At 71.4% G+C, this 20,649-nt stretch carries 15 protein-coding genes and 1 pseudogene; 12 read left to right on the top strand and 4 right to left on the bottom strand.

Annotated features, from left to right (window positions below):
* Nucleotides 1–106: 106 nt before the first annotated feature.
* Nucleotides 107–2,728, top strand: coding sequence for a RelA/SpoT family protein (locus ACQ9ZG_RS04250; protein ID WP_028420082.1), 2,622 nt, complete (start codon nucleotides 107–109; stop codon nucleotides 2,726–2,728).
* 160 nt (nucleotides 2,729–2,888) lie between these two features.
* On the opposite strand, the gene ACQ9ZG_RS04245 is transcribed toward ACQ9ZG_RS04250, so the two are convergent.
* Nucleotides 2,889–4,118, bottom strand: coding sequence for a DUF349 domain-containing protein (locus ACQ9ZG_RS04245; protein WP_109914368.1), 1,230 nt, complete (start codon nucleotides 4,116–4,118; stop codon nucleotides 2,889–2,891).
* Between the two features lie 202 nt (nucleotides 4,119–4,320).
* Nucleotides 4,321–5,112 (bottom strand): peptidylprolyl isomerase, encoded by a 792-nt coding sequence (locus tag ACQ9ZG_RS04240; protein WP_028420084.1) that lies wholly within the window; start codon nucleotides 5,110–5,112, stop codon nucleotides 4,321–4,323.
* A gap of 168 nt (nucleotides 5,113–5,280) precedes the next feature.
* On the opposite strand from ACQ9ZG_RS04240, the gene ACQ9ZG_RS04235 reads away from it, so the two are divergent.
* From ACQ9ZG_RS04235 to ACQ9ZG_RS04220, 4 genes are all read left to right on the top strand, one after another.
* Complete coding sequence (locus ACQ9ZG_RS04235; protein ID WP_084996370.1) at nucleotides 5,281–5,970, top strand: MBL fold metallo-hydrolase; 690 nt, start codon at nucleotides 5,281–5,283, stop codon at nucleotides 5,968–5,970.
* Between the two features lie 17 nt (nucleotides 5,971–5,987).
* The gene (gene hisS, locus ACQ9ZG_RS04230) at nucleotides 5,988–7,250 is read left to right on the top strand and encodes a histidine--tRNA ligase (protein ID WP_109914369.1); all 1,263 of its coding nucleotides are present in this window, start codon (nucleotides 5,988–5,990) and stop codon (nucleotides 7,248–7,250) included.
* 376 nt (nucleotides 7,251–7,626) lie between these two features.
* Complete coding sequence (locus tag ACQ9ZG_RS04225; protein WP_028420087.1) at nucleotides 7,627–8,265, top strand: vitamin K epoxide reductase family protein; 639 nt, start codon at nucleotides 7,627–7,629, stop codon at nucleotides 8,263–8,265.
* A gap of 84 nt (nucleotides 8,266–8,349) precedes the next feature.
* Entirely contained in the window at nucleotides 8,350–9,720 is a 1,371-nt protein-coding gene (locus tag ACQ9ZG_RS04220; RefSeq protein WP_109914370.1) for a replication-associated recombination protein A, read from the top strand.
* A 76-nt stretch (nucleotides 9,721–9,796) separates the two neighbouring features.
* Here the strand turns inward: ACQ9ZG_RS04220 and ACQ9ZG_RS04215 are convergent, their stop codons facing one another.
* Nucleotides 9,797–10,498 (bottom strand): DUF2470 domain-containing protein, encoded by a 702-nt coding sequence (locus tag ACQ9ZG_RS04215; RefSeq protein WP_109914371.1) that lies wholly within the window; start codon nucleotides 10,496–10,498, stop codon nucleotides 9,797–9,799.
* Between the two features lie 191 nt (nucleotides 10,499–10,689).
* Between ACQ9ZG_RS04215 and rpsD the strand changes: the two genes are divergently transcribed.
* A complete protein-coding gene (gene rpsD, locus ACQ9ZG_RS04210; protein WP_006123201.1) occupies nucleotides 10,690–11,304 on the top strand; it encodes a 30S ribosomal protein S4 in 615 nt (204 codons plus the stop codon).
* A 17-nt stretch (nucleotides 11,305–11,321) separates the two neighbouring features.
* Here rpsD and ACQ9ZG_RS04205 read toward each other — a convergent pair.
* Nucleotides 11,322–13,641: pseudogene (locus ACQ9ZG_RS04205) on the bottom strand (ATP-binding protein).
* 196 nt (nucleotides 13,642–13,837) lie between these two features.
* Between ACQ9ZG_RS04205 and ACQ9ZG_RS04200 the strand changes: the two are divergent.
* The 6 genes from ACQ9ZG_RS04200 (at nucleotide 13,838) to ACQ9ZG_RS04175 (ending at nucleotide 20,563) form a co-directional block, all read left to right on the top strand.
* The gene (locus ACQ9ZG_RS04200; protein WP_109915411.1) at nucleotides 13,838–14,293 is read left to right on the top strand and encodes a DUF948 domain-containing protein; all 456 of its coding nucleotides are present in this window, start codon (nucleotides 13,838–13,840) and stop codon (nucleotides 14,291–14,293) included.
* 7 nt (nucleotides 14,294–14,300) lie between these two features.
* Complete coding sequence (locus ACQ9ZG_RS04195; RefSeq protein WP_109915410.1) at nucleotides 14,301–14,651, top strand: hypothetical protein; 351 nt, start codon at nucleotides 14,301–14,303, stop codon at nucleotides 14,649–14,651.
* Nucleotides 14,651–17,320, top strand: coding sequence for an alanine--tRNA ligase (gene alaS, locus ACQ9ZG_RS04190; protein WP_028420092.1), 2,670 nt, complete (start codon nucleotides 14,651–14,653; stop codon nucleotides 17,318–17,320). Before ACQ9ZG_RS04195 ends, alaS begins: the two co-directional genes overlap by 1 nt.
* 8 nt (nucleotides 17,321–17,328) lie before the next feature.
* Complete coding sequence (gene ruvX, locus ACQ9ZG_RS04185) at nucleotides 17,329–17,802, top strand: Holliday junction resolvase RuvX (protein WP_181398237.1); 474 nt, start codon at nucleotides 17,329–17,331, stop codon at nucleotides 17,800–17,802.
* A 102-nt stretch (nucleotides 17,803–17,904) separates the two neighbouring features.
* The gene (mltG, locus tag ACQ9ZG_RS04180) at nucleotides 17,905–19,740 is read left to right on the top strand and encodes an endolytic transglycosylase MltG (protein WP_109915409.1); all 1,836 of its coding nucleotides are present in this window, start codon (nucleotides 17,905–17,907) and stop codon (nucleotides 19,738–19,740) included.
* The gene (locus ACQ9ZG_RS04175; RefSeq protein ID WP_028420094.1) at nucleotides 19,733–20,563 is read left to right on the top strand and encodes a shikimate dehydrogenase; all 831 of its coding nucleotides are present in this window, start codon (nucleotides 19,733–19,735) and stop codon (nucleotides 20,561–20,563) included. Before mltG ends, ACQ9ZG_RS04175 begins: the two co-directional genes overlap by 8 nt.
* The last annotated feature ends 86 nt before the right edge of the window (nucleotides 20,564–20,649 follow it).

The raw sequence follows: 20,649 nt of genomic DNA, 5'->3' as shown, positions 1-20,649 counted from the left end.
TGCCCGCCCTTCGTTCTCCAAGCTCTCACCGTCCCCGGGCGAGGACCTGCCGGGGGATCGTTACCATGGGCTCTCCGGGTACCCCGGATCCGCACGAGGAGCGCTCTTGCCAGACGAGGCCCAGTCAGCCGCCGCCCCGCAGCCCGACAAGCCCGCGGCGGCCCCCGCCACGCCCGCGAAGGCCGCGCCCTCGAACGCGCCGAAGCCCGCGCCCCCGGAGCCCGGCGCGTCCTCCGCGCGCCCCTCGGCCGCCGAGCCGTCCGGCCCGTCCGCCGGGAAACCGGCCGGCACCTCCCCGGCCCCCGCGAGCCCGGCCGCCGGGCCGACCGCCAAGCCCTCCGGCACGCCGCCGCCGAAGCCCCCGGCCCCCACCCCGCCGCCGGCCCCCGTGAAGCCCGCCGCCCCGGCCGGATCCGCCTCCCGCTCCGGCGGCTCCTCCAACCGGGTGCGGGCCCGCCTCGCCCGCCTGGGCGTGCAGCGCTCCAGCCCGTACAACCCGGTCCTGGAACCCCTCCTCCGTACGGTCCGGGGCAACGACCCCAAGATCGAGACGGCCACCCTCCGCCAGATCGAGCGCGCCTACCAGGTGGCCGAGCGCTGGCACCGGGGCCAGAAGCGCAAGAGCGGCGACCCGTACATCACCCACCCGCTCGCCGTCACCACGATCCTGGCCGAGCTGGGCATGGATCCGGCCACCCTGATGGCCGGGCTGCTCCACGACACCGTCGAGGACACCGAGTACGGCCTGGACACCCTCAAGCGCGAGTTCGGTGACCAGGTCGCCCTGCTCGTCGACGGCGTCACCAAGCTGGACAAGGTCAAGTTCGGCGAGGCCGCCCAGGCCGAGACCGTACGCAAGATGGTCGTCGCCATGGCCAAGGACCCCCGGGTCCTGGTCATCAAGCTCGCGGACCGCCTGCACAACATGCGCACCATGCGCTATCTCAAGCGGGAGAAGCAGGAGAAGAAGGCCCGCGAGACGCTGGAGATCTACGCCCCGCTGGCGCACCGGCTGGGCATGAACACCATCAAATGGGAGCTGGAGGACCTCGCCTTCGCGATCCTCTACCCCAAGATGTACGACGAGATCGTCCGGCTCGTCGCGGAGCGGGCCCCCAAACGCGACGAGTATCTGGCCATAGTGACCGACGAGGTCCAGGCCGACCTGCGCGCCGCCCGCATCAAGGCCACCGTCACCGGCCGCCCCAAGCACTACTACAGCGTCTACCAGAAGATGATCGTGCGGGGCCGCGACTTCGCGGAGATCTACGACCTGGTGGGCATCCGCGTCCTCGTCGACACCGTCCGCGACTGCTACGCGGCGCTCGGCACCGTCCACGCCCGGTGGAACCCGGTGCCCGGGCGGTTCAAGGACTACATCGCGATGCCCAAGTTCAACATGTACCAGTCGCTGCACACCACGGTGATCGGTCCCAGCGGCAAGCCCGTCGAGCTCCAGATCCGTACGTTCGACATGCACCGCCGCGCCGAGTACGGCATCGCCGCCCACTGGAAGTACAAGCAGGAGGCCGTCGCGGGCGCCTCCAAGGTCCGTACCGACGTCCCCAAGAACACCGGCCGTGGCCAGGACACCGTCAACGACATGGCGTGGCTGCGCCAGCTCCTGGACTGGCAGAAGGAGACCGAGGACCCCAGCGAGTTCCTGGAGTCCCTGCGCTTCGACCTCTCGCGCAACGAGGTCTTCGTCTTCACACCCAAGGGCGACGTGATAGCGCTGCCCGCCGGCGCCACCCCCGTCGACTTCGCGTACGCCGTCCACACCGAGGTCGGCCACCGGACCATAGGAGCACGCGTCAACGGGCGGCTCGTCCCGCTCGAATCGACCCTGGACAACGGCGACCTGGTGGAGGTCTTCACCTCCAAGGCGGCCGGGGCGGGCCCCTCCCGGGACTGGCTCGGCTTCGTCAAGTCACCGCGCGCCCGCAACAAGATCCGCGCCTGGTTCTCCAAGGAGCGCCGTGACGAGGCCATCGAGCAGGGCAAGGACGCCATCGCGCGCGCCATGCGCAAGCAGAACCTGCCGATCCAGCGCATCCTGACCGGCGACTCCCTGGTCACCCTCGCCCACGAGATGCGCTACCCCGACATCTCCTCGCTGTACGCGGCGATCGGTGAGGGCCACGTCGCGGCGGCCGGCGTCGTCCAGAAGCTGGTGCAGGCCCTCGGCGGCCACGACGAGGCCAACGAGGACCTGGCCGAAGCCACCCCGCCCTCGCACGGCGGCCGCAGCAAGCGCCGGGCCAACGCCGACCCCGGCGTCGTCGTCAAGGGCGTCGAGGACGTCTGGGTCAAGCTCGCCCGCTGCTGTACGCCGGTCCCCGGCGACCCGATCATCGGCTTCGTCACCCGGGGCAGCGGCGTCTCCGTGCACCGCGCCGACTGCGTCAACGTGGAGTCGCTCTCCCAGCAGCCCGAGCGGATCCTCGACGTGGAGTGGGCCCCCACCCAGTCCTCGGTCTTCCTGGTCGCCATCCAGGTCGAGGCGCTGGACCGCTCCCGGCTCCTCTCCGACGTCACCCGGATCCTCTCCGACCAGCACGTCAACATCCTGTCGGCGGCCGTCCAGACCTCCCGCGACCGGGTGGCCACCTCCCGCTTCACCTTCGAGATGGGCGACCCCAAGCACCTGGGCCACGTCCTGAAGGCCGTACGCGGCGTGGAGGGCGTCTACGACGTCTACCGGGTCACCTCGGCCCGCAGGCCGTGACAGCGGCGGCGGAAGCCCGCGGGCGGCCGTAGCGGCGGCAACGCGGAAGCCCGCGGGCCGTGACGGCGGCAACGCGGAAGTCCGCGGGCCGTGACAGCGGCAACGGAAGAAGCCCCGGTACGCAGCGCGCGTACCGGGGCTTCTCCACGGGGACGGGGCGTCAGCCGCCGAACTCCTCCAGGCCCTTCAGCGCCTGGTCCAGCAGCGCCTGGCGGCCCTCCAGCTCCCTGGCCAGCTTGTCCGCGCGGGCGTTGTTGCCCTGGGCGCGCGCCGTGTCGATCTGGCCGCGCAGCTTGTCCACCGCCGCCTGGAGCTGACCGGTCAGCCCCTCGGCACGGGCCCGCGCCTCCGGGTTGGTCCGGCGCCACTCGGACTCCTCGGCCTCCTGGAGCGCCCGCTCCACCGCCTGCATCCGGCCCTCGACCTTCGGGCGGGCGTCACGCGGCACGTGGCCGATGGCCTCCCAGCGCTCGTTGAGCCCCCGGAAAGCGGCCCGGGCCGCCTTCAGGTCCTTCACCGGCACCAGCTTCTCGGCCTCGGTGGCGAGCTCCTCCTTCAGCTTGAGGTTCTCGCCCTGCTCGGCGTCGCGCTCCGCGAAGACCTCGCCACGGGCGGCGAAGAACACGTCCTGGGCGCCGCGGAAGCGGTTCCACAGGTCGTCCTCGGCCTCGCGCTGGGCGCGGCCCGCCGCCTTCCACTCGGTCATCAGATCGCGGTAGCGCGCGGCCGTGCCCACCCAGTCCGTCGAACCGGAGAGCGACTCGGCCTCGGTGACCAGCTTCTCCTTGGCCTTGCGGGCCTCCTCGCGCTGGGCGTCCAGCGCGGCGAAGTGGGCCTTGCGCCGCTTGGAGAACGCCGAGCGCGCGTGCGAGAAGCGGTGCCACAGCTCGTCGTCCGACTTGCGGTCCAGACGGGGGAGACCCTTCCAGGTGTCCACCAGCGCCCGCAGCCGTTCACCGGCGGCGCGCCACTGCTCGCTCTTCGCCAGCTCCTCGGCCTCGGCGACCAGCGCCTCCTTGGCCTGCTTGGCCTCGTCGGTCTGCTTGGCCTTGAGGACCTTGCGCTCCTCGCGCCGCGCGTCGACCGTCGTCACGAGCGCGTCCAGCCGCTTGCGCAGCGCGTCCAGGTCGCCCACCGCGTGGTGCTCGTCCACCTGCTGCCGCAGGTGGTCGATCGCGGTCGTCGCGTCCTTCGCCGACAGATCGGTGGTCTTCACCCGCCGTTCGAGGAGGCCGATCTCGACCACAATGCCGTCGTACTTGCGCTCGAAATAGGCCAGAGCCTCTTCAGGCGAACCGGCCTGCCACGATCCGACGACCTGCTCGCCGTCGGCTGTACGCACGTACACGGTGCCCGTCTCATCGACGCGGCCCCACGGGTCGCTGCTCACAGCGCCTCCTCCACCTGATGCCTGCGAGGGGGTTCGCCCCCCGGGCATCGTCCACAGTTTCCTCGGGCGGGCCTCGCCCGCCCTGCACAACGCCAATCTAGGCGACCGGCCACCCGGCTGTCCGCACTCCGCGCGGCCGAAATTCTTCGCTCCCGCCCGGCGGCCCGGGACGCCGTACGCGCCCCGGGGCCGTACGCCCGGATCAGTCCTTCTCGACGGCCGCCTTCTTGATCTCCACGGCCTTCTTCGGCGCACCGTCACCGGCGCCGCCCTCGACACCCGCGGCGCCGACCGTCTCGACGACCTTCAGGGACTCCTTGTCGAGCTTGCCGAACGGGGTGTAGGTCGGGGGCAGCTTGGTGTCCTTGTAGACCAGGAAGAACTGGCTGCCGCCGGAGTCCGGCTGCCCGGTGTTGGCCATCGCCACCGTGCCCGCCGGGAACGTCACCGCACCGTCGTCGCCCGCCTTGCCGAGCGCGGTCAGGTTCTCGTCCGGGATGTTGTAGCCGGGGCCGCCCGTTCCGTCGCCCTTCGGGTCACCGCACTGGAGCACGTAGATGTTCTGCGTGGTGAGGCGGTGGCACTTGGTCCCGTCGAAGTAGCCCTTGTCCGCGAGCGCCTTGAAGGAGTTCGTCGTGTGCGGGGTCTTCGAGGCGTCCATGGCGAACGCTATGTCGCCCTGGCTCGTCCCCAGCGACATCGTGTACGCCGCCTTCTTGTCGATCGTCATCGGCGGCTCGGGCGCCTTGCTCTCGGTCTCCGAGGGCGTCGGCTCCGGGCTCTGGCTCGCGGCCGCCTCGCTCTTGCCGTCCTTGTCGTCGTCCTTGCCCGACAGCATGAACGCGCTCACGCCCACGACGGCGACCACGGCCACCGACGCCGCCACGATCGCGGTGATGCGCCTGGTCCGGCGACGGGCTTCCTCCCGGCGCTTCTGCTGGCGCTCGAACTTCTCCCGGGCGAGCTGCCGCCTCCGCTGTTCGCTGCTGGACACCGGTTGGGCTCCTTGTTACGTCGTGACGTCGGGGACACGTCGGGGGATTCGGGTCTGGACTGCCCGTACCGTATATGGGTTACCTGTGTCATGAGGAGCGCCGGTAGGCTCTGAACTGCTGCGACCCATGCCACCACCGCATCCTCCGGACGAACATTAAGGACGATCGTGCTCATTGCCGGGTTCCCCGCCGGGGCCTGGGGGACCAACTGCTATCTGGTCGCCCCCGCCGCCGGTGAGGAGTGCGTGATCATCGACCCGGGCCACCAGGCCGCCCAGGGCGTCGAGGAGACGCTGAAGAAGCATCGGCTCAAGCCCGTCGCCGTCGTGCTCACCCACGGCCACATCGACCATGTCGCCTCGGTCGTCCCGGTCTGCGGCGCCCATGACGTCCCCGCCTGGATCCACCCCGAGGACCGCTACATGATGAGCGACCCGGAGAAGGCGCTCGGCCGCTCGATCGGGATGCCGCTCATGGGCGAGCTGACCGTGGGGGAGCCGGACGACCTCAAGGAGCTGACCGACGGCTCGAAGCTGGCCCTGGCGGGGCTGGAGTTCGGCGTCTCGCACGCGCCCGGCCATACCAGGGGGTCGGTGACGTTCACGATGCCCGAGGCCGCGGACATCCCGCCGGTCCTCTTCTCGGGCGACCTGCTCTTCGCCGGCTCCGTCGGACGCACCGACCTGCCCGGCGGCGACCACGCCGAGCTGCTGAGGTCACTGGCCCGTGTGTGCCTGCCCCTCGACGACTCGACCGTGGTGCTGTCCGGCCACGGCCCCCAGACGACCATCGGCCGCGAGCGTGCCGCCAACCCGTTCCTGAACGGACTGGACGCGGCGCCGCGCCGAGGACTGTAGACGAGAGACCTATTTACGTGAGCACCTTCCAGGCCCCCAAGGGCACCTACGACCTGATCCCGCCGGACTCCGCGAAGTTCCTGGCGGTGCGCGAGGCCATCTCCGCGCCCCTGCGCGACTCCGGCTACGGCTACATCGAGACGCCCGGCTTCGAGAACGTCGAGCTGTTCGCGCGCGGTGTCGGCGAGTCCACCGACATCGTCACCAAGGAGATGTACACCCTCACCACCAAGGGCGGCGACCAGCTGGCGCTGCGCCCCGAGGGCACCGCGTCCGTCCTGCGCGCGGCCCTGGAGGCCAACCTCCACAAGGCCGGCAACCTCCCCGTCAAGCTCTGGTACTCCGGCTCGTACTACCGCTACGAGCGCCCGCAGAAGGGCCGCTACCGCCACTTCTCGCAGGTGGGCGCCGAGGCCATCGGCACCGAGGACCCGGTCCTGGACGCCGAGCTGATCATCCTGGCCGACCAGGCGTACCGCTCGCTGGGCCTGCGGCAGTTCCGCATCCTGCTGAACTCGCTGGGCGACAAGGAGTGCCGCCCGGTCTACCGCGATGCGCTCCAGACCTTCCTGCGCGACCTCGACCTGGACGAGGAGACCCGCCGCCGCATCGAGATCAACCCGCTGCGCGTCCTGGACGACAAGCGGGCCGACGTGCAGAAGCAGCTCACGGACGCGCCCCGGCTCCGCGACTACCTCTGCGACGCCTGCAAGGCGTACCACGAGGAGGTCCGCGCGCTGCTCACGGCGGCGGGCGTGGTGTACGAGGACGACGAGAAGCTGGTCCGCGGCCTCGACTACTACACCCGCACCACCTTCGAGTTCGTCCACGACGGCCTCGGCTCCCAGTCCGCGGTGGGCGGCGGCGGCCGCTACGACGGCCTCTCCGAGATGATCGGCGGCCCCGCGCTGCCGTCCGTCGGCTGGGCCCTCGGCGTGGACCGCACGGTCCTCGCCCTGGAGGCCGAGGGCGTCGAGCTGGACCTCCCCGTCACCACCAGCGTGTACGCGGTCCCGCTCGGCGACGAGGCCCGCCGGGCGCTCTTCGCGGTCGTCACCGGACTGCGCCGCGCGGGCGTCGCCGCCGACTTCGCCTTCGGCGGCCGGGGCCTCAAGGGCGCGATGAAGAGCGCCAACCGCTCCGGCGCGCGCTACACCCTGGTCGCGGGCGAACGCGATCTGGCCGAGGGCGTGGTCCAGCTCAAGGACATGGAGTCCGGCGAGCAGACGGCGGTGGCGCTCGCGGACGTGGTCGCGGAGCTGACGACCCGGCTCGGCTGAGCAGGCCGGCCGTACGGGGAGGACCCTGCGCGGCCGAGCGGCCGTACGGAGTGGACCCGGCACGGCCGTTGGGAGAGGGCGCGGGCGGGGGGCTTCAGGCCTCCGGTCCGCGCCCTCTCCGTGTGTGCGGGGCCTCCCAAGGCTCCGCGGCCGCCGCCCTCCGGCCGTGGCGGACCTCGCCCGCGTCAACACGGCAGCCGCCGATTCATCCTCGCGCCCGTCCACCCCGGGTTTCGCCGCGCACCCGGGCATCCTGCGGCGGAGGGCGCTTCCCGGCCACCGGTCGTACGCCTTTATGTCCATCGAACGGATGACCCGTCCGGGGGTGCGGCACAATGACCATGCCCGGCTGACCACTCAGTGATGGAACGGCGATATGACGACTGCAGCGGTAGACCACCAGCCCTCATCCGACCAGGAGGAGGACGGCGGCAAGCGCACCTTCGGGGCCGGACGGGGTCTCGCCCTGCTCCTGGTGATCACCGGCGCGGCCGGACTGCTGGCCTCCTGGGTCATCACGATCGACAAGTTCAAGCTGCTGGAGGACCCCTCCTTCACCCCCGGCTGCAGCCTCAACCCGGTCGTCGCGTGCGGCAACATCATGAAGAGCGAGCAGGCCTCGGCCTTCGGGTTCCCCAACCCGATGCTCGGCCTGGTCACGTACGGCATGGTCATCGCCATCGGTATGGGCCTGCTCGCCGGGGCCCGCTACCGCAGCTGGTTCTGGCTCGGCCTCAACGCGGGCACCCTGTTCGGCGTCGGCTTCTGCACCTGGCTCCAGTACCAGTCGCTGTACAACATCAACTCGCTCTGCCTCTGGTGCTGCCTCGCCTGGGTCGCCACGATCATCATGTTCTGCTACGTGACCACGCACAACGTCAAGCACCGCATCCTCCCCGCGCCCGCCTGGCTGCGGAACGGACTGACCGAGTTCCACTGGGTGCCGCCGGTGCTGTGGATCGGGATCATCGGCATGCTGATCCTGACCCGCTGGTGGGACTTCTGGACCAGCTGATCCCGACCGCCGAACCGACGCCCCCGGCCGCCTCTCCGCAGGCGGCCGGGGGCGTTGTCGGTGGGGTCGCATAGGCTTCATGACGTGGAGCCCGACCTCTTTACCGCAGCCGCCGAAGACCGCCAGGAGAAGGACCCGTCCGCCAGCCCCCTCGCTGTCCGGATGCGCCCCCGTGCCCTGGACGAGGTCGTCGGCCAGCAGCATCTGCTCAAGCCGGGCTCGCCGCTCCGCCGACTCGTCGAGGGGAGCGGCGGTCCGGCCGGCGCCTCCTCGGTGATCCTGTGGGGCCCGCCCGGCACCGGGAAGACGACTCTCGCGTATGTGGTCAGCAAGGCCACGAACAAGCGCTTCGTCGAGCTGTCCGCGATCACCGCGGGCGTCAAGGAGGTCCGGGCCGTCATCGAGAGCGCGCGCCGCGCCTCCGGCGGCTTCGGCAAGGAGACCGTCCTCTTCCTGGACGAGATCCACCGCTTCTCCAAGGCCCAGCAGGACTCCCTGCTCCCCGCCGTGGAGAACCGCTGGGTGACCCTGATCGCGGCCACCACGGAGAATCCGTACTTCTCCGTGATCTCGCCGCTGCTCTCACGCTCCCTGCTGCTCACCCTGGAGCCGCTGACCGACGACGACCTGCGCGATCTGGTGCGCCGGGCGCTGACCGACGAGCGCGGCCTCGGCGGGGCGCTCACGCTGCCCGAGGACGCGGAGGCGCATCTGCTGCGCATCGCGGGCGGTGACGCGCGCCGGGTGCTCACGGCTCTGGAGGCGGCGGCCGGTGCGGCGCTCGCCACGCACGAGGCGGAGATCACGCTGGAGACGGTCGAGACCACCGTCGACCGGGCCGCCGTGAAGTACGACCGGGACGGCGACCAGCACTACGACGTGGCCAGCGCGCTCATCAAGTCCATCCGCGGCTCCGACGTGGACGCGGCCCTGCACTATCTGGCCCGGATGATCGAGGCGGGGGAGGACCCCCGGTTCATCGCCCGGCGGCTGATGATCTCGGCCAGCGAGGACATCGGGCTCGCGGACCCCACCGCGCTGCCGACAGCGGTGGCGGCCGCCCAGGCCGTCGCCATGATCGGCTTCCCGGAGGCGGCGCTCACCCTGAGCCACGCCACGATCGCCCTCGCCCTCGCGCCGAAGTCCAACGCGGCGACGCTCGCGATCTTCGCCGCGCAGGAGGACGTGCGGAAGGGGCTCGCCGGCCCCGTCCCGGCCCATCTGCGCGACGGGCACTACAAGGGCGCCGCCAAGCTCGGCCACGCCCAGGGCTATGTCTATCCGCATGACGTCCAGGGCGGTATCGCCGCCCAGCAGTACGCCCCGGACGCGGTCCGCGACCGGCGGTACTACACCCCCACCCGGCACGGCGCCGAGGCGAGGTACGCGGAGGTGGTCGAGCGGGTCCGCGAGCGCCTGGGCCGCCAGGGCGGCGGCCCGGACACGTCGTCCTGAACCACCAGTGCTCCGTCCCGAACCACCCCGGTCCCGTCCGGAACCTGCGTCCCGCCCGGAGCCGCCCGGAGCGCGGTCAGGACGCGGCCGCCTCGAAGAGCGTGTGCATTGCCCGGCGCAGCTCGGTGACGTCCCGTACGGGCTCCGGAAACTCGAAGCGCGCGTCGAAGCACGACCCCTTGTCCTCCACGAAGCGCACCCGCAGCCCGAAGCGGTCCAGGGCCACGGGCACGGCGACCGGCCGGTGCGAGGCGTAGGCGCGGGCCGTGCGCTCCCCGAGCAGCGCGCACAGCGTGCGCATCTGGTCCTCGTGGGCGGCGTGCAGGTGCTGGAGCAGCTCCGCCTCGTGGCAGGCCAGCGGATCGGGGGAGGCGTCCCGGAAGTCCTCCGCGTCGATGTCCTCGGCGCCCCAGAGGTCGTCCACGTACGCCTCGCCGAACTCCAGGCGCAGCATCATCCGGCCGGGCGCCGCGAGCCCGGGTACGGAGGTGAGCCAGCCCGAGATCCAGGCCCGGCCCCGGATGCGGTGCGGTACGGAGACCGGGGCGACATCCGTGATCTCCAGCACGGCGGTCAGCTCGTCGCCCTGCGCGTGCGTCGCGGCCCGGACGGCCGGGGAGTCCGCGGGGAATTCGAGGAACAGATCGCCCTCGGGACCCACGCTCCGCGTGTCCGGCATCAGGGGTTCGGCGCGGGCCAGATCGAGCCCCGGTACGACCAGCAGCGCGGAGCAGGTACTCTGTACGAGAGTTCGTGTGCGCTCGGCTGCTGACGGCATCCGAGTGGTTTCAAGCCCGCTGGGACGCGGCTGACCACGATCAGATCGGCCTTCCGTCGTAGCAGCACCCTCTGAAGAGGTGCTGCCGCTGTCTGTGCTGTCCGTGACGTGAGTGGTGTTCCCAGGGCGAGACATGCGATCTCCTTGAGTAAGGTAAGCCTAACCTAACCTACAACGGAGGTCTGGAGAACGTGCCTAACCAGTCGCGTCCCAAGGTCAAGAAGTCGCGTGCCCTCGGCATCGCCCTGACGCCCAAGGCTGTCAAGTACTTCGAAGCGCGTCCGTACCCGCCGGGCGAGCACGGCCGTGGCCGCAAGCAGAACTCGGACTACAAGGTCCGTCTGCTGGAGAAGCAGCGCCTGCGTGCGCAGTACGACATCAGCGAGCGCCAGATGGCGCGCGCCTACGACCGCGCCAAGAAGGCCGAGGGCAAGACGGGCGAGGCGCTGGTCGTCGAGCTCGAGCGCCGTCTCGACGCCCTGGTCCTGCGTTCGGGCATCGCCCGCACCATCTACCAGGCCCGCCAGATGGTCGTCCACGGCCACATCGAGGTCAACGGCGGCAAGGTCGACAAGCCCTCCTTCCGCGTGCGTCCGGACGACATCGTCCAGGTCCGCGAGCGCAGCCGCTCCAAGGTCCCCTTCCAGGTGGCCCGCGAGGGTGGTTACGACACCGAGGGCGAGACCCCGCGCTACCTCCAGGTGAACCTGAAGGCCCTGGCCTTCCGCCTGGACCGGGACCCGAACCGCAAGGAGATCCCGGTGATCTGCGACGAGCAGCTCGTCGTCGAGTACTACGCCCGCTGATCCAGGCGTAGCCGCTCTCACCAGCGCTCAGGCCCGCCCCTCCCGTGTCATCCGGGAGGCGGCGGGCCTTCGCGTTCCCCCGGGCCCCGCCTCGGAAGCGGCCCCCGGCTCGGACGCGGCCCCCGCCTCGGAAGCGGCCCCCGGCTCGCTCCCGGAGTCCGGCCCGCTCCCGGAACCCGCTTCCGCCCCGGGCGTGTCGCGCCGCTCCCGTACGTCCTCACCGGCCTCGGCCCCGGCCGTCAGGGCCCGCGCCACCGCCGCGCCGCGCTCCAGCCGCCGCCCGGCCCGCACCCCCGCCTCGTACGCCGCGTCCCCCAGCTCACGCCGCACCCGCTGCTCGCACTCCGCGCGCGGCCGGCCGAAGTACACCGAGCCGAAGAGCTGGAGCCCGACCGACGGCCAGATCCGCGCCGCCGCCCCCTGGAGCACCGCGGCCTCCTCGCCGTCGCCCTCCACCGCCGTCACCAGCGCCAGCAGCTCCAGCGAGAGCGCGGTCGAGAGCAGATCGTCGAAGGTCCGGCCGATCACCAGGCACTCCCCGAGCATCCGCCGCGCCTGCTCCGGCCGCCCCCGCCGCAGCGCCGCGTAGGCCAGGACGTAGAGGGCGTACGCCAGCGCCCACCGCTCCCCGTGGTCCTCGCAGACCTCCCGGACCTCCTCGCAGATGGCCGCCGCCGCGTCCGGACCGCCCAGGAACGCCACCGCCATCGCCAGTTCGACCTGGGCCATCAGCACAGCGCTGTTCAGCTCACCGATCTCCCGGTAGCGGCCGAGCGCGTCCCGCAGCAGCTCCTCGGCGCGCGCCGGATCGTCCGTGACGAGCGCCAGGCAGCCCGCGCGGTGGACCGCGTACGCCAGCGCCGTGGAGTCCCCGGACCGCTCGGCCTCCTCCCGGCACTCCTGGAGGGCGGAGACCGCCCCGACCGGGTCCCCCTGGAGCACCGCCACATACCCCAGCACCCACAGCACCTTGAGCCGGGAGGCGTCGTACGGGGTCGGCTCCTCCAGTACGTGCTCCAGCCAGTACCGGCCTTCCGCGGGCCGGCCGCACCCCGCCCAGTAGAACCAGAGCGAGCCCGCCAGGTGCTGGGCGAGGTGCACCTCCTCCAGGCTCTCCATCGAGCACTCCATCGCCCGCCGGAGGTTCGGCAGCTCGCTGTGGATCCGGGCCGCCACCTCCGCCTGGCGCGGTGAGAACCAGTCCAGCTCGCACCAGGTGGCGAGCCCCAGGAACCAGTCCCGGTGGCGCCGCCGCATCCGCCCGGTGTCCCCGGCGGCCGCCAGCCACTCCGCCCCGTACTCGCGCACCGACTCCAGGAGCCGGTAGCGGGTGGTGCCAGCGGTGTCCTCGCGCTCCACCACCGACTGGGCGAGCAGCTCCTCCAGCACGTCGAGCACGGAATCGGCCGGCAGCCCCGCACCGCCGCAGACGTACTCGGCGGCCTCCAGGTCGAACTGCCCGGCGAAGACCGAGAGCCGCGCCCACAGCAACCGCTGCGCGGGCGTGCACAGCTCATGGCTCCAGCCGATCGCCGTACGCAGCGCCCGGTGGCGGGGCGGAGCGCCGCGGCTGCCGCCGGTCAGCAGCCGGAACCGGTCGTCCAGGCGCAGCAGCACCTGCTCGACCGAGAGGGCCCGCAGCCGTCCCGCCGCCAGTTCGAGCGCCAGCGGCACCCCGTCGAGGCGGCGGCACAGCTCCTCCGCCGCCGCCCGGTCCGCCGCCGTCGGCCGCCACTCCGGCCGCACCGCGCGGGCCCGCTCCTCGAACAGCTCCACCGCGTCCGCCTCGCACATAGGCGCGAGGGTGAACGTCACTTCACCGCTCACCAGGAGGGGGCGGCGCCCGGCCGCGAGCACCCGCAGGCCGGGTGCCCGGCGCAGCAACTCCCGTACGAGATCGGCGCAGGCGTCCACCAGGTGCTCGAAGCCGTCCAGCACCAGCAGGGCCCGGCGCCCGCGGAGGTGCTCGACGAGGGCGGCGCGGGGCGGCCTGCTGGTGTGGTCGGTCAGCCCCAGCGCCTCGGCCACGGCGTGTTCCAGCAGCTCGGGGTCGTGCACGGGGGACAGGTCGGTGAGCCAGACCCCGTCGCAGTACCGTTTCTCCAGCAGCGCGGCGACCCTGCTGACACAGCGGGTCTTGCCGACGCCCGCCGCCCCGACGGCGGTGACGAGTCTGGAGTCCTCCAACAGCCCGCGCAGCGCGGCCAGTTCGTCCGTGCGCCCCACGAACCGGTTCAGCTCCGCCGGGACGTTGCCGGCCGGGACGTCACGAGCCGGGGCGGAGGAGAGGGGGCCGGGAGGGTCCGGGTGCGTGGCACGGCGCTGCAGGTGTCGCATGAAACACGCAGAGTACTGACCCCGAAGCTCTCCGTGCAATCGCGTCGGCCGGCTCCCGTCCGTCCCGCCCGGAATGCCCCGGGGCCCGCCGGGAATGCGGTAGGGGAGGAGATGCCCGGCGCGATAGGCTCGTGGGACATGCCCCCGAGGGGGCCGAGCGACGAGCAGAGAGCGGTGCACAGTGTCCGGTGGAGAGGTGGCCGGGATCATCGTGGCCGTCTTCTGGGCGATCCTGGTCTCGTTCCTCGCCGTGGTGCTGGTGAGGCTGGCCCAGACGCTCAGGGCGACCACCAGACTCGTGGCGGAGGTGACCGAACAGGCCGTCCCGCTGCTGAGCGACGCCTCGGCGACGGTCCGGTCCGCGCAGACCCAGCTGGACAAGGTCGACGCCATCGCGAGCGACGTCCAGGAGGTCACCTCCAACGCCTCCGCGCTCTCCACGACCGTCGCCTCCACCTTCGGCGGACCGCTCGTCAAGGTCGCCGCGTTCGGCTACGGCGTCCGGCAGGCCCTCGGCCGCCGCACCGCTCCCGAACCGGAACCGGCCCGGGACCGCTCCTCCGGCCGCCGTACGGTGATCGTCGGCCGGACCGTCCCCTCGGCGCGCGGACGCAAGCGCGACCGCCGAAACCCCCGCGGACAGAAGGACTGATCCAGCGATGTTCCGCCGCACCTTCTGGTTCACCGCCGGCGCAGCCGCCGGTGTCTGGGCCACCACCAAGGTCAACCGCAAGCTCAGGCAGCTGACGCCCGAGAGCCTTGCCGCGCAGGCCGCGGACAAGGCGATCGAGACCGGCCACAAGCTCAAGGACTTCGCCCTCGACGTCCGCGAGAACATGGTCCGGCGCGAAGCCGAACTGGGCGGCGCGCTGGGCCTCGAGGCACCGGTCGACCCCGACCTCCCCGTACAGCGGCACTACGCCGTGGAAGCGTCGGCCGAGTCCGCCGCCCGCCCCGGCACGTACCGCACGCTTCCCTCCCCATCGAACAACCGGAATGAGGACCACTAATGGAGTCGGCTGAAATCCGCCGCCGCTGGCTGAGCTTCTTCGAGGAGCGCGGCCACACCGTCGTGCCTTCGGCGTCGCTCATCGCGGACGACCCGACTCTGCTGCTCGTCCCCGCGGGCATGGTCCCCTTCAAGCCGTACTTCCTCGGTGAGGTCAAGCCGCCCGCCCCGCGCGTCACCAGCGTGCAGAAGTGCGTCCGTACGCCGGACATCGAAGAGGTCGGCAAGACCACCCGCCACGGCACGTTCTTCCAGATGTGCGGGAACTTCTCCTTCGGGGACTACTTCAAGGAAGGCGCCATCCAGCTCGCCTGGGAGGCCCTGACCAACTCTGTCGAGGACGGCGGCTTCGGCCTGGAGCCCGAGAAGCTCTGGATCACGGTCTACCTCGACGACGACGAGGCCGAGGCCATCTGGCGCGACAAGATCGGCGTCCCGGCCGAGCGCATCCAGCGCCTGGGCAAGAAGGACAACTTCTGGTCCATGGGCGTCCCCGGCCCCTGCGGCCCGTGTTCGGAGATCAACTACGACCGCGGCCCCGAGTTCGGCGTCGAGGGCGGCCCGGCCGTCAACGACGAGCGGTACGTGGAGATCTGGAACCTGGTCTTCATGCAGTACGAGCGCGGCGCGGGCGACGGCAAGGAGGACTTCCCGATCCTCGGGGACCTGCCGTCCAAGAACATCGACACCGGTCTCGGCCTGGAACGCCTGGCGATGATCCTCCAGGGCGTACAGAACATGTACGAGACCGACACCCTGCGCGTCGTCATGGACAAGGCCACCGAGCTGACCGGCGTCCGCTACGGCGCCGAGCGGTCCACGGACGTCTCGCTCCGCGTCGTCGCCGACCACATCCGCACGTCGGTGATGCTCATCGGCGACGGTGTCACCCCGGGCAACGAGGGCCGCGGCTACGTGCTGCGCCGCATCATGCGCCGCGCCATCCGCAACATGCGCCTGCTGGGCGCCACCGGCACGGTCGTCAAGGACCTGATCGACGTCGTGATCGACACGATGGGGCAGCAGTACCCGGAGCTGATCACCGACCGCAAGCGCGTCGAGACGGTCGCGCTCGCGGAGGAGGCCGCCTTCCTCAAGGCCCTCAAGGGCGGCACCAACATCCTGGAGACCGCGGTCACCGAGACCAAGGCCGCCGGTGGCAAGGTCCTCGCCGGGGACAAGGCGTTCCTGCTCCACGACACCTGGGGCTTCCCGATCGACCTGACCCTGGAGATGGCCGCCGAGCAGGGGCTCTCCGTGGACGAGGACGGCTTCCGCCGCCTCATGCAGGAGCAGCGCGACAAGGCCAAGGCCGACGCCCGCGCCAAGAAGACCGGTCACGCCGACCTCTCCGCCTACCGCGAGGTCGCGGACACCTCCGGCGCCACCGAGTTCACCGGCTACACCAGCCTGGCCGGTGAGTCGACCATCGTCGGTCTGCTGGTCGACGGCGTGCCCTCGCCCGCCGCCACCGAGGGCGACGAGGTCGAGGTCGTCCTCGACCGCACCCCCTTCTACGCCGAGGGCGGTGGCCAGCTCGCGGACACCGGCCGCATCCGGCTCGACACCGGTGCCGTGATCGAGGTCCGCGACGTCCAGAAGCCGGTCCCCGGCGTCCACGTCCACAAGGGCGTCGTGCAGGTCGGTGAGGTCACGGTCGGGGCCCCCGTCTTCGCCTCCATCGACGCCACCCGCCGCCGGGCCATCGCCCGCGCCCACAGCGCCACCCACCTCACCCACCAGGCGCTGCGCGACGCGCTCGGCCCGACGGCCGCCCAGGCCGGCTCCGAGAACTCGCCGGGCCGCTTCCGCTTCGACTTCGGTTCGCCCGCCGCCGTCCCCGGCACGGTCCTCACCGACGTCGAGCAGCGGATCAACGAGGTCCTCTCGCGCGAACTCGACGTCCAGGCCGAGGTCATGTCGATCGACGAGGCCAAGAAGCAGGGCGCCATCGCGGAGTTCGGCGAGAAGTACGGCGAGCGGGTCCGGGTCGTCACCATCGGCGACTTCTCCAAGGAGCTGTGCGGCGGCACCCACGTCCACAACACCGCCCAGCTCGGCCTGGTCAAGCTGCTCGGCGAGTCCTCCATCGGCTCCGGCGTGCGCCGGATCGAGGCCCTGGTCGGCGTGGACGCGTACAACTTCCTCGCCAAGGAGCACACGGTCGTCGCCCAGCTCCAGGAGCTGGTCAAGGGCCGCCCCGAGGAGCTGCCGGAGAAGATCGCGGGCATGCTCGGCAAGCTGAAGGACGCCGAGAAGGAGATCGAGAAGTTCCGCGCGGAGAAGGTCCTCGCGGCCGCCGCCGGACTGGCCGACTCCGCCAAGGACGTCCGGGGCGTCGCCCTGGTCACCGGCCAGGTCCCCGACGGCACCTCCGCCGACGACCTGCGCAAGCTGGTCCTGGACGTGCGGGGCCGCATCCAGGGCGGCCGCCCGGCCGTCGTGGCCCTGTTCACCACGGCCAACGGCCGCCCGCTCACGGTCATCGCCACCAACGAGGCCGCCCGCGAGCGTGGCCTCAAGGCCGGTGACCTCGTCCGTACGGCCGCCAAGACGCTCGGTGGCGGTGGCGGCGGCAAGCCGGACGTGGCCCAGGGCGGCGGCACGAACCCGGCCGCCATCGGCGACGCCGTCGCCGCCGTCGAACGCCTCGTCACCGAGACCGCGTGACGGACGGGATGACACGGATGCGCCGCGGACGACGGCTCGCCGTCGACGTCGGGGACGCCCGGATCGGGGTCGCCTCGTGCGACCCCGACGGGATCCTGGCCACGCCGGTGGAGACCGTGCCGGGACGCGATGTCCCGGCCGCCCACCGGCGGCTGGCGGCCATCGTCGAGGAGTACGAGCCGATCGAGGTGATCCTCGGTCTGCCCCGCTCCCTCGGCGGCGGCGAGGGACCGGCGGCAGCCAAGGTCCGCGACTTCGCCCAGGTGTTCGCACGTTCGATCGCCCCCGTCCCGGTGCGGCTGGTGGACGAGAGGATGACCACAGTCACGGCCGCCCAGGGCATGCGCGCCTCGGGTGTGAAGTCCAAGAAGGGCCGGTCTGTCATCGACCAGGCTGCCGCTGTGGTGATCCTCCAGAACGCTCTGGAGTCCGAACGGGCGTCAGGCAGTCCCCCGGGAGAGGGCGTCGAAGTGGTTGTCTGATCGCGATACGGTAACGTTCCGCGCGATGCGGCGGTGGATTCGAACAAACACCGCTCAGCGAAGCGAAGAGACGGAACGTCGTCTCGCGGCTCTAGGGGATCGATGACTGAGTATGGCCGGGGCCCCGGCTCCGAACCGTGGCATCCCGAGGACCCCTTGTACGGGGACCAGGGATGGGAAGGCCGGCAGGCCGCCCACGGCCAGGGCCAGTACGGCGACCAGCAGCAGTCCTATCCGCAGGACCCGTACACCCAGCAGCACCAGAACCACCCGCAGCACCAGAACCACCAGCAGTACCCGCAGCAGCCGTCGTACGACCAGCACCAGCAGTACGGGCAGCAGCAGTACGACCCCTCGCACCAGCAGCACCAGCAGTACGGCACGCCGCAGCAGGACCCGTACGGTCAGCAGTCCTACCCCCAGCCGCAGTACGACGGCGGCTGGGACACCGGGCAGGGGACCGCCATGCCGTACGGGGCCGGGCCCCAGGACCCGTACGCCCAGCAGCAGGCGCACGGCTACGGTGAATCGCACGACTACTACGGCACGCCCGACGCCTACCCCCCGCCGCAGCCGCCGGGCCGCCGCGATGCCCCCGGGCAGCAGCAGTCCCCGCAGGCCCAGTCCCAGCAGACCCCCCAGCACGGGCAGCCCGAGCAGCAGGGGAAGCCGTCGACGGACTGGGACCCGGACGAGCCGCAGGAAGAGACGCATCCTTTCTTCACCGGCTCCGACGAACCCGCCGGCCGTGACTCCCGCGAGCCCCGCGACGGCGACGACGACCCGGACGACGACTCCTCGCGCGCCGCGCGCCGCGAGCGCGGCAGCGGGGAGCGCCGGGGCGGCAAGACCAAGAAGAAGAGCCGCAACGGCTGCGCCTGCCTGGTGGTCTCCCTCGTCCTGGTCGGCGGCCTCGGGGGAGTGTCGTACGTCGGCTACAACTTCTGGAAGGACAAGTTCGGCGCCCCGGCCGACTACGCCGGATCGGGCACGGACGAGCAGGTCGAGGTCGAGATCCCCGAGGGGGCGCTCGGCTACGACATCGCCAACATCCTGCGCAAGAAGGGCGTCATCAAGTCCTCCGACGCCTTTGTCGCGGCCCAGAACGACAACCCCAAGGGCAAGTCGATCCAGGCCGGCGTCTACCTCCTCAACAAGGAGATGTCGGGAGCCTCCGCGGTCGCCCTGATGCTCGACAACAAGAGCCAGAACCTCCTGGTGATCCCCGAGGGCACCCGCAACGTCACGGTCTACGAGAAGATCGACGCCCGGCTCGGCCTGGACAAGGGCAGCACGGAGAAGGTGGCCAAGACCAAGGCGGAGTCCCTGGGCCTGCCCGACTGGGTCGAGGACAACCCGGACGTGAAGGATCCGCTGGAGGGCTTCCTGTACCCGGCCGCGTATCCGGTGGCCAAGGGCTCGAAGCCCGAGGACGCGCTGAAGCGGATGGTCACGCGGGCCAACAAGGAGTACGACAAGCTCGACCTGGAGGCGGCCGCCAAGAAGTACCAGCTGGACGGCCCCTGGCAGGTGCTGACGGTGGCGAGTCTGGTGCAGGCGGAGGGTCTCACGCACGACGACTTCCGCAAGATGGCCGAGGTCGTCTACAACCGGCTCAAGCCCGACAACACGGTCACCAACCGCAAGGTCGAGTTCGACTCGTCGTTCAACTACCTCATGAAGCAGAGCAAGATCAAGATCAGCACCAAGGAGATCCGCTCCAACCCGGACCCGTACAACACGTACTACCACACGGGTCTTCCGCCGGGGCCGATCAGCAATCCGGGCGTCGACGCCCTCAAGGCATCGCTCAACCCGACGTCGAACGGCTGGATGTTCTTCATCTCGCTCGACGGCAAGAAGACCGAATTCACGAAGACCATCGACGAGCACGAGAAGCTGAACGACAAGTGGAAGGAGCAGCAGGGACTTGGCTGATATCCGCCGTCGGGCGGCCGTCCTCGGCTCGCCCATCGCCCACTCGCTCTCCCCGGTGCTGCACCGGGCCGCCTACGCCGAACTCGGCCTCGACGACTGGTCCTACGACCGGTTCGAGGTCGACGAGGCGGCGCTGCCCGGCTTCGTCGAGGCGCTGGACCCCGCGTGGGCGGGGCTGTCCCTGACCATGCCGCTCAAGCGGGCGGTCATCCCGCTGCTGGACGGGATCAGCCCGACGGCCGCCTCCGTGGAGGCCGTCAACACGGTCGTGTTCACCGAGGACGGGCGCCGGGTCGGTGACAACACGGACATCCCCGGCATGATCGCCGCCCTGCGCGAGCGCGGTGTCGAGAAGGTCGAGTCCGCCGCGATCCTGGGCGCCGGAGCCACCGCCTCCTCCGCCCTCGCCGCGCTCGCGGTGATCTGCGCCGGACCCGTCACCGCCTACGTACGCAGCAAGGAGCGCGGCGACGAGATGCGCGGCTGGGGGCAGCGGCTCGGCGTGGACGTCCGGGTCGCCGACTGGGCCGACGGCGGACGGGCGCTCGACGCGCCGCTGGTCATCGCCACCACCCCGGCGGGCACCACCGACGCCCTCGCCACCGGCGTGCCGGAGCGGCCGGGCATCCTCTTCGACGTGCTGTACGAGCCCTGGCCGACCCCTCTCGCCGCCGGCTGGTCGGCGCGCGGCGGAGCCGTCGTCGGCGGGCTCGACCTCCTCGTGCATCAGGCGCTGCTCCAGGTCGAGCAGATGACGGGCCTCTCCCCGGCCCCGCTGGCGGCCATGCGGCGGGCCGGGGAAGCGGCGCTCGCGGGGCGCTGACGCATTCGACCTGATGAACAGGCGTCCGGTTGCTGGACCGGCGGCCGGACACCGTCCACAGTCGTGGGAGGATCGACGGCGGCGGG

Source organism: Streptomyces araujoniae, from assembly GCF_050871195.1.
Taxonomy (GTDB): Bacteria; Actinomycetota; Actinomycetes; order Streptomycetales; family Streptomycetaceae; genus Streptomyces; species Streptomyces bacillaris.
Note: the sequence above shows the minus strand (reverse complement) of the source record. Positions and strands in the feature narration are given on the sequence as shown.

Coding starts and splice junctions, on each gene's coding strand:
- ACQ9ZG_RS04215 (WP_109914371.1), bottom strand. CDS start 10,498: ATGCCGTCAGCAGCCGAGCGCACACGAACTCTCGTACAGAGTACCTGC.
- alaS (WP_028420092.1), top strand. CDS start 14,651: ATGGAGTCGGCTGAAATCCGCCGCCGCTGGCTGAGCTTCTTCGAGGAG.
- ACQ9ZG_RS04195 (WP_109915410.1), top strand. CDS start 14,301: ATGTTCCGCCGCACCTTCTGGTTCACCGCCGGCGCAGCCGCCGGTGTC.
- ruvX (WP_181398237.1), top strand. CDS start 17,329: ATGACACGGATGCGCCGCGGACGACGGCTCGCCGTCGACGTCGGGGAC.
- ACQ9ZG_RS04225 (WP_028420087.1), top strand. CDS start 7,627: ATGACGACTGCAGCGGTAGACCACCAGCCCTCATCCGACCAGGAGGAG.
- mltG (WP_109915409.1), top strand. CDS start 17,905: ATGACTGAGTATGGCCGGGGCCCCGGCTCCGAACCGTGGCATCCCGAG.